The organism is Rothia sp. CCM 9416 (assembly GCF_048513535.1).
In the GTDB taxonomy this organism is placed as follows: domain Bacteria; phylum Actinomycetota; class Actinomycetes; order Actinomycetales; family Micrococcaceae; genus Rothia.
Map to the genome: position 1 here is coordinate 92,380 of NZ_JBLXXR010000004.1, position 14,962 is coordinate 107,341.

Annotated in this window: 10 protein-coding genes; 1 reads left to right on the top strand and 9 read right to left on the bottom strand. The window is 55.1% G+C overall.

Going from position 1 to position 14,962, the window contains the following annotated elements; translation table 11 throughout:
* Window positions 1–42 precede the first annotated feature (42 nt).
* The 5 genes from ACN080_RS03360 to ACN080_RS03380 all read right to left on the bottom strand — a co-directional run bounded on the left by ACN080_RS03360 (window position 43) and on the right by ACN080_RS03380 (window position 10,393).
* Window positions 43–4,944 (bottom strand): NAD-glutamate dehydrogenase, encoded by a 4,902-nt coding sequence (locus tag ACN080_RS03360; RefSeq protein ID WP_419113050.1) that lies wholly within the window; start codon window positions 4,942–4,944, stop codon window positions 43–45.
* A gap of 231 nt (window positions 4,945–5,175) precedes the next feature.
* Window positions 5,176–7,320 (bottom strand): acyltransferase family protein, encoded by a 2,145-nt coding sequence (locus ACN080_RS03365; RefSeq protein ID WP_419113051.1) that lies wholly within the window; start codon window positions 7,318–7,320, stop codon window positions 5,176–5,178.
* Window positions 7,321–7,494: 174 nt separating this feature from the next.
* Window positions 7,495–8,979, bottom strand: a complete 1,485-nt coding sequence (locus tag ACN080_RS03370) for a hypothetical protein (RefSeq protein ID WP_419113052.1) — start codon at window positions 8,977–8,979, stop codon at window positions 7,495–7,497.
* Window positions 8,969–9,379: a GtrA family protein gene (locus ACN080_RS03375; protein ID WP_419098831.1), complete on the bottom strand. Its 411-nt coding sequence runs from the start codon at window positions 9,377–9,379 to the stop codon at window positions 8,969–8,971. Before ACN080_RS03375 ends, ACN080_RS03370 begins: the two co-directional genes overlap by 11 nt.
* 3 nt (window positions 9,380–9,382) lie before the next feature.
* Window positions 9,383–10,393 carry a glycosyltransferase family 2 protein gene (locus tag ACN080_RS03380; RefSeq protein ID WP_419113053.1) on the bottom strand — a complete coding sequence of 337 codons (1,011 nt, stop codon included), beginning with the start codon at window positions 10,391–10,393 and terminating at the stop codon, window positions 9,383–9,385.
* 86 nt (window positions 10,394–10,479) lie between these two features.
* Here ACN080_RS03380 and ACN080_RS03385 point away from each other — a divergent pair, with 86 nt between their 5' ends.
* Complete coding sequence (locus ACN080_RS03385) at window positions 10,480–11,772, top strand: hypothetical protein (RefSeq protein WP_419105172.1); 1,293 nt, start codon at window positions 10,480–10,482, stop codon at window positions 11,770–11,772.
* A 7-nt stretch (window positions 11,773–11,779) separates the two neighbouring features.
* On the opposite strand, the gene ACN080_RS03390 is transcribed toward ACN080_RS03385, so the two are convergent.
* The 4 genes from ACN080_RS03390 to ACN080_RS03405 are packed head-to-tail and all read right to left on the bottom strand — an operon-like array spanning window position 11,780 to window position 14,895.
* Window positions 11,780–12,616 (bottom strand): glycosyltransferase, encoded by an 837-nt coding sequence (locus tag ACN080_RS03390; RefSeq protein WP_419113054.1) that lies wholly within the window; start codon window positions 12,614–12,616, stop codon window positions 11,780–11,782.
* A 26-nt stretch (window positions 12,617–12,642) separates the two neighbouring features.
* Entirely contained in the window at window positions 12,643–13,746 is a 1,104-nt protein-coding gene (locus ACN080_RS03395; protein ID WP_419113055.1) for a glycosyltransferase family 4 protein, read from the bottom strand.
* A gap of 7 nt (window positions 13,747–13,753) precedes the next feature.
* Window positions 13,754–14,158: a DUF2304 domain-containing protein gene (locus ACN080_RS03400; RefSeq protein WP_419111825.1), complete on the bottom strand. Its 405-nt coding sequence runs from the start codon at window positions 14,156–14,158 to the stop codon at window positions 13,754–13,756.
* 2 nt (window positions 14,159–14,160) lie between these two features.
* A complete protein-coding gene (locus ACN080_RS03405; protein WP_419105176.1) occupies window positions 14,161–14,895 on the bottom strand; it encodes a glycosyltransferase family 2 protein in 735 nt (244 codons plus the stop codon).
* Between the last annotated feature and the right edge of the window lie 67 nt (window positions 14,896–14,962).

Consider the following 14,962-nt stretch of genomic DNA (forward strand, 5'->3'; position numbering starts at 1 on the left):
TGTCTACTAGCTATTTCGCCTTGCAGTGAGGAGATCTTCCGTCTAGCTCACGGCACCGCGCAGGGTACGCAGGGCTACCTGGAGTACCGCCAGGCGGGGGCGGCCGTCGGCGCCGGGGGCAGCCTGCTGAATCTCAGCCAGCATGGTGTCCACACGGCCCATACGAACCGGGTGCTTCTCTACCCAGCGGGCTACGGCAAGATCGCCGTTCTCGGTGCCCGCTACTACGCCCTGCCCGGTTTCCTGGAGCACACGCAGGGCCAGCTTAGCGGCAATCTCGTAGAGGTCATCGCGCAGTGATGAGCGAGCCAGAGTCTCCCACCGGTCTGCACGGGGCAGAGTCGAGATAGTGGTCAGGAGCATATCTACCTGGAAGCGGTCATAGACCGAGTAGTAGACGCGGGCCATTTGCTCGGTGGACAGGTTGTGGTCTTCTGCCGCACGTACCACGTCCATAAGAGCAAATGCCTCAAACTCGCGAATCCAGTTGACCGTGAGCTCTTCGGGTAGATTCCAGGCCTCTGCCTGGTTACGCATAGCGCGCACTCTGGCTCGTGTGTCGTCTGCAAAGTAGTCATTGAGTGAGGGGATGAGTTCGGCAACGGGCTTGAAGCGCTCAATCATGTCAGCAATGGGGGTGCCCACCACCACCGAGCGTTCAGCGGCAAACCAGCGGGCTAGGCGGTCCAACACGCGCTGCCAGTCACGGATAACAGCCAGCCACCCCTCCAAGGGAGTTGAAGCAGGAAGCTCACGATGCAACCGTGCAGAGTTGCCAATGCCAAATGTTTCACGGGAAACATAGAAGGCGCGGGCAATCGCATCAACCCCCACCCCGGTTTCTTCCACAGCCCGGAAGACGTGGGTAATGCCACCCAGGTTCACCATCTCATTGGCGACACGGGTACAAATAATCTGCTGACGCAGCGGGTGCGAAGCCAGATGTTCCCCAAAACGCTCCACCAGGGCAGGCGGGAAGTAGTCGGTCAAAATACGGGCCAGGTAGGGGTCATCGGCCAGGTCAGTCTTCTCCAACTCGGCGGTCAGGTGAATCTTGACGTAGGCCGCCAGCACAGCCAGTTCCGGGCCGTTGAGCATCTCACCGGTCGCCTCGTAGCGGCTGCGAATTTCCTCATCGGTAGGCAGGAACTCGACAGCACGGTTCAGCCCGGCCTTCTCTTCCAGGTCGTGAATCAGTCGGATATAGACCTCAATACCGGGGGCGGTGCCGTGGCGCTCAGCCTGCAAAAGCACGTTCTGTTCCCGGTTGGTCAGCAGAACCTGGGCACCAACATCCTCACGCTGGGCTTCAATGAAAGCCGCGCGTTCCTCAGCGGCAAGCTCACCGGCAGCCACCAGGCGGTCCACCAGAATCTTGATATTAACCTCGCGGTCAGAGGTTTCCACGCCGGCTGAGTTATCGATAGCATCGGTATTGAGCAGGACGCCTGCGCGTGCGGCCTCAATGCGACCTAGCTGAGTGAAGCCCAGGTTGCCGCCCTCGCCCACAATCTTAGCTCGCAGGTCGCGGCCGTCCACGCGGATAGCGTCGTTGGCCTTATCACCCGCGGCCGCGTGGTTCTCACTGGAAGCCTTCACATAGGTACCGATGCCGCCGTTGTAGAGCAGATCAACCGGGGCCTTAAGAATGGCGGAGAGCAGTTCGGGCGGTGAGAGCTGGGTAATATCCTCACCCAGCCCCAGAACCTCACGCACCTGGGGAGAGATGGGAATGGACTTAGCGCCGCGAGAGTAGACACCGCCGCCCTCAGAAATCAGCTCGGGATTGTAGTCCTGCCAGGAGGAGCGGGGCAGGTTGTAGAGGCGAACACGTTCCTCAAAGGAGACGTCAGCATGCGGTGAGGGGTCCAGGAAGATATCCCGGTGGTCAAAGGCCGCAACCAGGCGGGTGGCGCGTGAGCGCATCAGGCCGTTGCCAAAGACGTCCCCGCTCATATCGCCGATACCTACGGCGGTGAACTCCTGGGTCTGGCAGTCGATACCGAGTTCGGCAAAGTGCCGCTTGACGGATTCCCAGGCGCCGCGTGCGGTGATGCCCATAGCCTTGTGGTCGTAGCCTACCGAACCGCCGGAAGCAAAGGCATCGCCCAGCCAGAAGCCGTATTCGGCGCTAATGGCGTTGGCGGTATCGGAGAAGGAGGCGGTGCCCTTATCGGCCGCAACGACCAGGTAGTAGTCGTCGCCGTCACGGGCCAGGACGCGGGGGTTGTGTACTACGGTTTCGGTGCCGTCGGCCTCGATAGAGAGGTTGTCGGTGACATCGAGCAGGGAGGCGATGAAGACCTTGTAGGATTCGCGGCCCTCCGTGATCCAGGCGTCGCGGTCAAGTGCGGGGTTGGGGAGCTGCTTGGGGTAGAAGCCACCCTTAGCACCGGTGGGGATAATGACCGCGTTTTTGACCATCTGCGCCTTGACCAGGCCCAGGACCTCGGTGCGGAAGTCTTCACGGCGGTCGGACCAGCGCAGGCCGCCGCGGGCTACGGGGCCAAAGCGCAGGTGAACGCCCTCAACGCGCGGTGAGTAGACGAAGATTTCGAAGGTGGGCCGGGGTAGGGGCGCAAAGTCAATCTGGCCGGGTGCCACCTTGAAAGCGAGGGCGGGGCGGTCCAGGTAGGCGTTGGTGCGCAGGGTTGCCTTCATGACGGTGGCAAGTGAGCGCATGAAGCGGTCCACATCGAGGGTGGGGATGGCATCCAGGGCGGTGGTAAGTTCGGCCCAGACCTGTTCGCGCTTGGCTTCTCGTTCCTCTGCTGGGCTGTAGCTGGCGTCGGGGTCGAAGCTGACCGCGAAGTAGCGGGCAAGCAGGCGGGTGGCCGCAGGGTAACCCAGCAGGGTGTCGGACATAAACTCTGCGGAGTAGACCTGGCCCAGCTGGACCAGGTAGTGGGTGTAGGCACGCAGGATAGCGACCTGTTCCCAGGTGAGTTCTTCAATGAGGATGAGGCGGTCCAGGCTGTCAGATTCGCGCTTGCCCAGCAGGTAGGCGTTGAGGGCATCCTGGTAGAGCCCTGCAACTGCCTGGATATCGACCCCTTGGGGTAGTTCTACGCCGAAGTCGTAGAGGGAGAATACTCGTCCGTCAGCAGGGGTGATTTCGTAGGGTTTTTGGTCAATGACGACCAGGCCCATGTTCTGCATGACCGGCAGTAGCTCGGTCAGGGTGTGCGCCGAGGCCAGGTAGGTCTTGATGCGGGTGCGGCCCTTGCGTTCATCGATGCGGGCGGCGGCGGGCTGTTCCTGACTGAGGGACTCAAAGATGGCCATGTCTTCGACCGCGTTTTCAACCTCGTAGTCGGCGCGGTAGGTCATGGGTACCGCTTCTGACCAGGCGGATGCGGCCAGGCGGCTAGCTTCGGGGTCTTGCTTTTGGCCAAGGACAGCGCCTTCAACGGCGGCGGCGGTTGCTTCACCCCAGGAGCGGGTGGTGGCCTGTAGGCGGCGTTCAATTTCCCGTGCATCCAGGCTGGGAATGACGTTGGGGGTTGCCAGGCGCAGGCGGAAGAAAATACGGGCCAGCGATGAGGTGGAGAGGTAGACCTCAAAGTCTAGGCTCTCTACGTCGATGAACTCATAGAAGACCGCTTCGAGCCGCTGGCGAACCTGGGTGTTGTAGCGGTCGCGGGGCAGGAAGACGGTGGCTGAAACGAACCGGCCAAAGGTATCGGAGCGCAGGAAGAGGCGGGTGGTACGGCGTTCTTCTAGGCCCATAATGCCACGGAAGGTGTCGGTGAGTTCTTCCAGGTCGGCGTGGAGCAGTTCTAGGCGGGGGTAGTCTTCGATAATGCCAGCCAGGGTCTTATCGGAGTGTGAGCCGGGCTGGTAGCCCAGGTGTCGGCGCATAATGGCAATGCGTTCACGCACCAGCGGGGTTTCTACCGCCGGTAGCGAGTAGGCCTGGCGGGAGAACAGGCCCAGAATGACGTATTCGCCCACAATCTTGCCGGACCGGTCAAAGTCGCGTACCCCAATGTAGTCCAGGTATTCGTGGCGGTGCACGGTGGAGCGGGAGTTGGCTTTGGTGATGTAGAGGGGGCGCGGATTCCGGGCGTTTTCTAGGCCCAGGCCGGTGAGGACGATGGGGTCGCCTTCCCCCGTAGTGGCCAGGATGCCTAGGCCGGAGCCTGGGCGGTCCGTCAGGAGCACTTCGCCGGAGTGGCCGGTCAGGTCACGTTCTTTGATGCCCATGAAGAGGAAGTTTCCTCTGGTGAGCCAGCGCAGGAATTCTTGGGCGGCTTCCACCCGGGTCATGGGGTCGGCATCGGAATTGATGGTGCCGGTGTAGTGTTCGGCCCCGCCGAGGGTGACCCCGGAAAGCTCGTTGAGCTTATCAGCGATATCTAGAACACGGCTAGCCATAGCTTCGTTGTCACGGGCAGCGCGGTGTACGTCGGTCAGGACGGAGCGGATTTCTTCTTCCAACTGCCCGGTGGCGGCATCATCGACGCGGGTGGTCAGTCGGACGGAGATCCAGGATTCGACGGTTGCCCCTGCCCCCATATTGCCGCTGGCAGCGTCTCTGATGATGGGCATGGAGACGGTGTCACCGCTGGCTACAGGCTGTTTGAGGCCGGGGCCGGTGAGGTTGACCAGTTCACCTGCACCGTTACGTTCTACCAGGAAGGTGGGGTGAACCAGGCCCGAGATACCGCCCCAGTGGGCTGCGATCTGGGCGGTGATGGAGGAGACGAGGAAGCTGGTGTCATCGACCACGATGTAGAGGGTGCTGCCGCTGTCGTCGTTCTGGAGGGAGACAATAGCCTGGCCCGGTGCGCGGACGGCAGCTAGGGACCGGTGTGCTTGGGCAAGGTCAGTGAGTTGTTGGTCGGTCAGCCCTTCAAGCTCGTCTGCTGAGCTGTGACGGTAGTAATCGTTGATCCAGTCATTGGTGCCGGACCAGAGGGCTGAGCGTTCGTTCGTGCGCAAGAATTTGCCTTTCGCTGGTGAAGATGTCACTTCTTTGTGATATCGGTGCGCGGGGTGGTGCGCGTCATTTAATCTTAGTCCGCTTGGGGGTAGGAGTGAACCGCAACACTACCACCTCTAGATTTTAGTGAGACCGCTCAAAGGCATAAGGAGCCTAACCCCGGGCGTCTTCACACGGGGGTCACTTTGAGAGCTAGCACTTTCTCAGCCTGCCATCAGGTAACGGGCCGATTACGGTGCGGGTATCAGTTCTTGTGAGGAAGGAATCTGTAAATCGTAGGGATCCCAGCCCTGTTCACGTAGCTCTCGGTCTGCTTCCTCAACCAAAGTTTGAGAAAAGGACCAATTCAGGTGGTTATCATCCATGTAAACAATGATGTTGCCCACAATGGAGTTGCAATAGTTATCCGGGCATAAACCGTCGGTGACATCGACTCTGTAGGTGTGATCATAACGATCCATGATGTCGATGCTGGGGTCGGTCGCAGCCATCTTGTCTTGCCGGGGAGCGCCACATGAGGCGGGGTTCTGCCGGTTAGATTGTGCACACTCAAACTTATTCTCTGTCCAACGGGGGTTGTCCCGGACGCCTATGACGTTAATCCCCTCAGAGGTGAGCCCAGCAAGTGCTGGCTCCAAGTTGGGTGTAAAAATTTCTTCATTGGATTCTCTGGAGGTGCGGGTAGAAACCAAAGCCACATTATCAGGGTGCAATTCCAGCAACTGCTGGTAGACAATCTGGTTGTAGTCCTGGCATGATCCTGGCTCAGCAGGGTCTGAGGTGAGCGAGAAACGGCAACCCGGGCGGAAGAGCAAGATGAGGTTAGTGTTCGTTGCCCGGGCGATACCCTCCATCAGGGGGTAGACCAGGTGGTGGGCATGGGAGTCTCCGACCACCACGGTCAGAGGAGCATCCAGGTCTCCGTATAGTTTCATGCGGCAGATGCTGGTCTCAACGCCTGAATCGAGATACTCGTTATCAATACCGGGGTAATCCAAACAACTTTCACCAAAGGGGGGGAGCTGGCCGTCTGTAGTCATTGGGATAGCCGGGTCCGTATACCTCTGGTTTACGTTTTTAGCGAGGGCGCCAGGGAATCGCTCACTCCCGGCGTACTGTTCATTTGAGGCCCACTGAACCGATTTCGCCTCAAGCCACTTCTGCCCGCCAAACACCAGGCCTCCCGCTAGTGCCAAGCAAAGAAGAATTAATGAGGCCGGGCGAATCAGACGGGTTACACTTACCCGGACCACACTAGACCAGGGCATCTGGTGCCTATCTGCTGCTCCAGCAGGGGAAGTAAAGGGAGTAGCACCTGACTTTTTCTCCCAGGCTCTCAGCGGCCTTTCAACACCCTTATGAAGCAACCAGGCAAGGACCAGGGAGATCAGGATAATGAGAGCACCGTCAAACCAGCCTGCCTGAGGTTTTCGGGCCCAGGAAGTATAAAGAATCAGTAGCGGCCAATGCACCAGGTAGAGGCAGTAGGAGATAGCACCCATTTTTTGAAAGGGCTTAGCGGATAGCAACCTATCTGCTCCAAAAGGTGAGCCGGTCTGCCCGGCCGCAATCACGAAAGCACCGGAGAGCAGGGGCCAGAGAGCTAGGTAGCCGGGAAAGGCCTGCTGAACAGGTAAAAGCCATCCACAAGTGACAAGGCCAATCACGCCAGCCCAACCCATCGGGACTTTAATGAATTGGGGCACGCGCCATGAAAGAAGAACAATAGCCAACAGAGTGCCCGCAGCGAACTCCCACAGGCGGGTCCGAGTATCGAAGTAGGCAAAGCCCTGGTTCGAACCGGTCTCCAAGATAGAGAAAGTCAAAGAGAGAACAAAGATAGGACCAAAGACAAAGAGGGCTGTCGGTAAGACTTTAAGGCGTAGATAACCGACCAGGAAAGCTACCAGAGCAAAAAGCAGGGGCCAGAGAATAAAAATTTGTCCCTGCATGGAGAGCGACCAGAAGTGCTGGAATGGTGTCTTGAGGGTGGCGTCCTGGGCGTAGTAGTCCACGGCGTTGAAGGCCAGTCGCCAGTTAAGGTAATAGAAGATGGAAGCTTTGGCATCCGCCAGTATGGAGGCCCAGCGTGAGGGAACAATAACAAAGTAGCTTGCCAGTAGGGTGGCAACAATCACCGTTGCGGCAGCCGGGAGCAAGCGCTGAAAGACATGGAGCCAGTAGCTAAGGATTTTTAGGGGCTGACCTTCTTGAATTTTGCGCAGAGAGGAAAGAGACAGCAGGAAGGCAGAGATGAAAAGAAAGACATCCACACCGCCTGAGACTCTGCCAAACCAGACATGGTACATGACAACCAGGAGCACAGCCAAAGAACGCAGGCCCTGCACTTCTAGCCTGAATTTAGGTTGTTCCACCAAGCTACCGAGGGGCTTATGCTGTCTACGCGGTCTCTGATTCATCTCTTAACACTATCTGCTAGGCCAGGCCGTATCGGATATCCCAAGTTTTCTATCAAATCTCAAGCCAATAACTGAGGAATCCTATCACACCCCGCTATTAGCCGTTGCAAAAATAGTATTCACGGACCCCTAAGGCATATTGCATGTCATCCACGACTTGACGATAGGGCTTGCAGGCAGGCAGTAGCCTTGCGGCTCCTGTCCAATGACTACCCGCTCAGTTTCTACCCCGTACCAGGTGCTAATCGCATCAAGGACCCATTCAATCTGGGGCACATCGCTGTAGTTAAGATCAACAGCCTCACTCACCAAGGGAGTATTGAGTGGCTTTAGCTCAACCGGCGAATGGGCGTCTCCAGATGCCAGTTGGTCGGCTACAGATTGAGCGCGTACCTCAAGTTGAGTAGCGCGCATGGTAAGTGCCTGAGAGACAGTTTGAACATACGTCACCGCCGAAATTAATGAAAGGCCCAGAAGAATGCAAGGCAACACCAGCACCACCGATTGTTGTTCCTTCCGAGGTGCTAGGAGTCGAACCAGCGCAAGTACAACCAGGGCACAGCAGCTTGCTAGAGCGAAAGTGGGGTTTGTGAAGGTTCTTAGTGCAATCTCGGGGCTACCTGTTCGAGCAATAAAAATTTGGCCCACAAAATAAAAGAGGAATACCAGTACGGTAACCATTAGTAGTTTTCTGAACTTGAGGTTTTCGTGCCACTGGGTTGAAGCAAAACCATAAACAGCTAAAGCTGCGGCCACAACAAGTAGATACCCCCACTCTTGCGAGTGCTCTGTGAAGAGGCGGAAGTTCGCGGGGAGACTCTTAAGAATCTCTCCAATAGAAATATCAGTCCCATAGTACTCACGGCGAGCTGCTGTACCCGGGGAAAAATAAATGAGCGCAAAGGCTACAATTGAGCCCAGCCACAGGGGAAGGCCAAGACGGCGCATGGCGCCCTTACCCGTAAAAACTCCACTCAAGAGTATGACAAACCCGGTAAGACCGGTGCAGACAGTTAGGGGCTCAGTGAACATACCCGCCCACAGCGTCACCAGGAACAACACTAAAATACCCGGTAGCCGCACGTCTTTGAAACTCATCGACAGCGCCAGAGAAAAGGCCAACAGTGTAAAGGTAAGGCCACCCAGATATACGGTGCTTGAGGTAAGCCAGAGGAAGGAATCAAACATACTCGGGGTGAGTATCAAAGCGCCTACGGTGAAGAGGGCAGCTACGCTATAGGAGACAACTAGCGGCGCCACAGTCAGCGCCACTAGACGGCGCACCATATAAGCCACCAAAGAAACGATCATGACCAGCATAAAAACAGGCACAATCTGCAAGGAGGCCTGACCAAAGACTGCGTAGGCAAAGGCAAAGAAGGCGGCCTGCCCCAACCGCCCATTATGGGTCATATAGTGGTGGGTGACATAACTTATAGGATTACCCGCCTGCTCATAGGCATGAAAGTAGCTAAAGTCATCGGCAATGATACTTGCCTGAGTGGCAAAGTAGGTAAAGGTTCCAAACGCCACAAGAGCGGCAGCAGCAAGTATCGTAGCCGCTACCCTTGAAAGCCTACTAGTTACAGCGCGGGTATGAGAGCTATGAGACATGGCTTGGCTTTCTAAAGATAATTAATTTATAGACAAAGAAGTTCCAGCCGGTTGTAATGGCTAGTGCAACCATACGGGAAAGATAGATCCCTAAAAACTCGGCCGTAAAATGCACAAAAACCAAGGTAAAGAGGTAATTAAACCCAAGCAGAACTGCAAACGCAGCGGTTTGGTAGCTCACGGTTTTAGCACGAACGTCCTTATTCTCAAACGCAAAAAATTTCTGCAGTAAGAAAGAGAAAATAACGCCGAGCCAGTAGCTCGCGGTGACCGCGAGACTATCACTTGCAGTGAATACCCGGATCATCACGAAGATGACCGCAAGCTCAAATAGTACGCCGACTCCGCCCACTAGAACGTAACGCACCAAGGTCTGATTTTTACGGATTAAACCGAGCATGGTTTACCTTGCCAGATTGCGTGATGAGGAACGATCAACCACATAGAGAGGCCGCCCTTGAGCCTGCACGTAGATATGTGACATATACACCGCGAGAATCCCCTGAGCTATCAACAAGATACCTACGAGAAAGGCCACCAGGATGCCCACCATAGCTGACCCAGTAATGTCCCACCCCAGCGGGTCACCCATCATAAACTGTTGCACGATAATGGAAATACCGGTGATGAATGCTACCAGGGTAATCATGACCCCTAGATAGCCAAAAATAAAGAGCGGTTTAATGCTCATCGTGGTAAAGCTATTAAGTGCAAGACCTACCAGTTTGCGCATATCATAGGTGGCTTCGCCGGCCAGACGCTCTGGAGCCTCAAACTCAATGTACTCTCGCCTAAAACCTAGCCAATCAATGAGCCCCCGAGTGATGCGTTTACGCTCACCTAGGCGGAGGAACTCATCGACCACGCCCCGATCAAGTAGGCGATAGTCAGTAGACCGAGGCACAGTTTGGCTATCAGAAATTGAGTTGAGGATGCGGTAAAAGTAGCGGGAACCTTGGGTTTTAAAGAAGCCGCCAGCATCGTTAGAGCGAACCCCTACAACGACCTGGGCCCCACCCTGCCAGAGCCTTATGAACTCTGGTAGATAGGCAGGCGGGTGCTGTCCGTCTGCGTCCATCATCACCACAGCCTGACCGGTAGCTGCTTCAATACCAGCAGTTGTGGCAATTTCTTTACCAAAATTACGCGAGAGGTTAACGACCCTTATGTTCTCTTTTTGGTCTGCAAGAGCGTGGAGTTCAGCTAATGTACTGTCAGAGCTACCATCATTCACGTAAACCACTTCATAGGGGACCTGCCCCAATCGGCTCAGCTCCTCGCGCATCTCGTCAAGCGCCGGTATCAGTAGCATCTCATGGAATGTTCTGATACCTTCGCTTTCGTTGTAAGCAGGAACCACTACCGACAGGACGGCTACACCTTGGTCAGGCTTGGGGGAGGAAGGATTGGTCACAGAACCATGATACGGCACCGGGCGACAGCCTCACCACCACTAGACTAGAGGGACTAAAGGCTATGAGGAATCAAACTGGAGGGCTCGTGAAGCAGGATTTATCCAAGCAACCTGTCATCAGCAAGGGGCAGTCTCTTTTTATCACCGGCTCATCAGTTATTAGCGCCGTCTCCACTTTTATTGTCACCTGGCTTGCAACCCGCTCCCTGGGACCTCAGGAGGGCAAGGACTTCCTCGTTTTCTGGTCCCTTACCTCCCTTGTCTTTGCAACACTTCTGGGTGTCCAACAGGAATCAGCCAGGCTCCTGGGGCTTGCCCAGCAAGACCGGGCTGGGACAGGTCTCAAAAACCAGCACTCCAGTAGCTCACCAACCTATAACCCCCTTCTAGCTGCAGTGCTCGTTGGTGTCACCTGCTCCCTGGTTTTCCTCGCCCTCACTCCCGTATGGTTAGGGACGGTGCTTCCGGCTAAGGACCTTCGATCAGCCCTCCTGATCGCCTTGACCACCACCGTTTACGCCTGCCACGTTTACTTTATCGGTGCAGCCGCTGGGATCCGAGCCTGGACCGAATATGCTCTTCTGATCGCTACCGGCGGTATCTTCTGTTTGCTGTGCACCTACCTTGCATCGGTGACCGGAGCAGGTCCGCTAGGCTTCCAGCTATCCTTTTTAGCTACCGCTTTTTTGTGGATCTTCTTTATCCTTTTCTCACCGCAGATTCGCTCCACACTCACGATTCGCCTGAGCGGTAATCTAAGGACTACCTATATCAGCATGATGCTGGCGGTAGGAACGGCTCTGGCTATGGCCGCCATGTCTACGGGCTTCCCCGTATTTCTTGAAGCCACCAGTTCCACCAGCTCAGCAAAAGAAGCTACCCTGATGGCGGCAATCATTCTGGGTATATCCATCACTAGAGCCCCCATTATGCTCCCTCTTCAGGCTTTTCAGGGTGTGGCGGTCTCCTACTTCATCACCCAAAGTCAAAGCCCCGCAAGGATTCTAGCTAAACCCCTAGCGGGCTTAGTCGGCCTGGGAGTGGTGGGTGCCTTAGCGGCCTGGCTCATCGGCCCCTTGCTCTTCGATCTGATTTATACACAGTACGCTGGGCAACTGACTGGCCCCTTCTTGGCCGCCTTAACCTTCGCAGCAGCCCTGTTAGCTCTTACTACCCTCTCAGGGACGGCGGCCCTGGCTATGGGGGCACACCGTATTTACCTGCTCGGGTGGGTCGCCACCCTTCTCACCGCTTTGGTCTGCCTCATCTTCCCTTTAGGGCTAGAGGCCAGAACCTTGCTTGCCCTCATATCTAGCCCGCTGGTAGGTGCAGCGGTGCATCTTGCTGGAATGCAGGCCCTCTTCCGTTCTAGGCAGTAGACCTTACCTACAAAAATTTAAAGTACTCGTGCAAAGGTCGGATAAGGCCAGCTACCCGGATAAACTGAACAGCTCGCCAGATAAAGTGCTGGGGCAGAGCAAGGAACTGTGGAACACCCAGCACCTTAGCCAGCTGACGGCGTCCCTGAGCCACTACCTTGATATGTCTACCCCGGGCACCTGCACCCTTACTGATATTTTCCGAGTGCACACGGTAGCTGATACCAGGCCCAGGCAGAGTGGCTACAGCGCCTAATCTGGCTAGCCGCAAGAAGAGATCATAGTCCTCGAACTGTTCCAGGTCCTGACGGTATCCGCCGACCTCCTTGTAGGCCTGGGCGCGCATAACGATAGAAGAGTGAGGTATGGGGTTCAGCAGAAGCATACTTCGGCGCACATCATCACCGAGAGGGATTTTAAAATGGCCGGTAACCTGACCGGTACCGTCGATTAGGCATCCACCGGTACCCACAAGAACACACTGAGGATGGGTAGCCAGATAGTCCAGTTGGGTGCGGAATTTGGTTGAATCCACCAGATCATCGCCATCCACGTTAGCGATGAAATCCGCCCGAGCATTTTCACAACCAACTCTCATAGCGTTTGAAACACCGATGTAGCGGTCGTACCTAAGCACAGTCAGTCGTGGGTCCTGAAGCCAGCTGTAGGCTCTTTCCTGAGACTCAAGGGCTTCACCCTTTAATGGGACATCTGGGCTATTGAGGACCAAAATAATTTCAAGGTTAAGGCCCTGACTGTTGAGGGTAGACTCAACTGTTTTGCATAGCCAGTCATTAATATCGCCGCCTCGAATCACTACGGAAAGTTCAGGCACGGGTTTCATAGGCAACCACTCCTTATCAGAGGTGACTATTTCACTAAGCTTGTGAGGATATTTTCGTATTTTTTAGCCTGGCTAGGCCACCCCCACTGCTCTAGGCTCTGAATGGGGCGGGGTTGAGCGTCGTGCTCTGCGATTTGTGCGGCAATAGCAGCTGCCAGCTCTTCTGCCCCGCGGTCAGTCACGATACGAATTCGAACACCGGATTCCTGAAGTACGCGGGCGCTAGAAACATCGTAGGTAACAATGGCAGCCTGTGAAACGTATGCATCAATAATGGTGGTCTGGAAGCCCTCAGCGGCAACAGTCGGGTTGACCAAGGTAGCACCGGCCAGCTCCCGGGCTACCGTGGAATGATCCACAAACCCCTTAAAATCTACGCGGTCAGCTATACCCAGCTCACTAGCATAAGCACGAGCCTTTTCAAGGTCGGGACCCGCCCCTAAAACAAGAGCTCTGATCCCCGGGTCATCAGCTGCTAGGAGCTCAACCGCCTCAAGGAAGGTTCTCCAACCCTTAACCTCCACAAGCCGGGCTAGAAAGACCAACTTTTTACGATCAAAAGTTACATCTTCAGGGGCTAGGGCAGGAAGTGGAGAAACGTTATAGAAAACTTCAGCCTCCACCCCGGCAAGTCTTTTAATAAAATCACAGGAGGGTTCTGACACCCCAATAACCCGTGAAGCCGCTCGCAGGGTCAAAACACCCAAGGTCCGATCAACGAGTCGGCTGGCAGTGCGAATTAAAGCTTTTTCCGAAGCTACAAAACCTGAACCGTGTTCAGTATGCAGAACGGGGATTCCCAGGATTTTCCCTAAGGCGGCTCCTATCCAGCTCATACTAAAAAACCTAGTGTGAACCGAGATGATATCTATTTTTTCGCTTTTGAGCAGACGGGCAATTTTCAGGATTCCCAGCGGTGAGGGAAAACCTAAAATTCCATCCACGGTAAGATATTCTTTGAGCCGGTAAACCCTGATACCTTCCTCTACCGTGAAGTGGGATTTGGCTCCTAAAGTAAGTACCGTCACCTGGTGGCCTAAGTCTTTAAGTTCAGCGGCTAGGGCAGAGACATGCTGTTCTAGCCCGCCCACCTTGGGAGGGTAATTATTAATGACAAAAGCAATATTCATGCCCTAGCTATTTCCTCTTATGGTTTGCTGCCTGGCTTGGCTGGTCCTTCAAGATAGCAGCTGGCCCCGGTCTATGATCTGGCTTTTCCAGCTGGGACCGTAAGATTGCTACCTCTTCGGCCAGCCTTCTGGTGTCTTCCCCCAAACGAGATAAGTCTAATGTTAGGTGTAAGCAGACCCCTATGAGCATGATAATCGCTAACATAAAGAGCAGATTAACAGGCATAACAACCCCGGCTAACTGTGCCAAGGCCTCCAAAAGGTGTGGGAAGATAGCTAAGATAATGATGGTTGCCGAGACCAGCAGCCACAGCGCGGCGTACTTTTCCTTCATCTTTTGATTGCGGACTTGGGCAAAGACCATAGCGAATATGAGAATGGCCAGGATCAGGAAAAATATGTTAGATGGCACGACTACTTCCCGCTTTCTGTTTTTTTACGGGTCATGGATATACCAAAGGCGAAAAAAGAGCGCATCAGATAGACAGCTGATTTAAGAGGTCCGGATGAGGGTTTGCCTCCTTGACGTTCTCGCATCTCAACTGGGACTTGAATCACTTTACAGCCAGCTCGTATGGCCATAACTGTGGAGTCAATGGTGTCGCCCAAATATTCCGCTGGGAAGAAGTCGCAATACTGGTCAATTCCCCTTTTATTCACGGCACGAAAACCGCTGGTGACGTCCGTAAATTTCTCACCCGATATCTGCGTGAAAAGAAAGGACAGCAGGTGCATGGCCCATTTACGAGGACCCTGCACACTGTAACTATCTGACCCAGCAAAACGCGATCCAATAACTATATCCGCTCCCTCAAGGGCTTCTACTAGAGTGTCGATGTACTCTGGGGGGTGCTGGCCATCAGAGTCCATTTGCAGGGCAACGTCATAGCCCATCCGCTGGGCGTAACGGTAACCTGCACGCATAGCACCTCCCACTCCCATGTTATAGGGCAGGTCCAGCACCAGGGCGCCGGCCTCCCGGGCTACCTGAGCTGTTCTATCTGTTGAACCATCGTTAACAACCAAAAGATCAGCCTGCGGTTTTACGGCGTAGAGCTCTGCAATAGTTCGACCAATAACGTCTTGCTCATTCCAGGCGGGCATAATAATGAGGGTACTCAGACTACCTCTTAGGGGTTCCGCAGGCATGGGCGTGGAGCTCTCCTCACAAAAATATCAATTAGGGCCTTGTTTGTGGCACTTAGCCTCAATTATA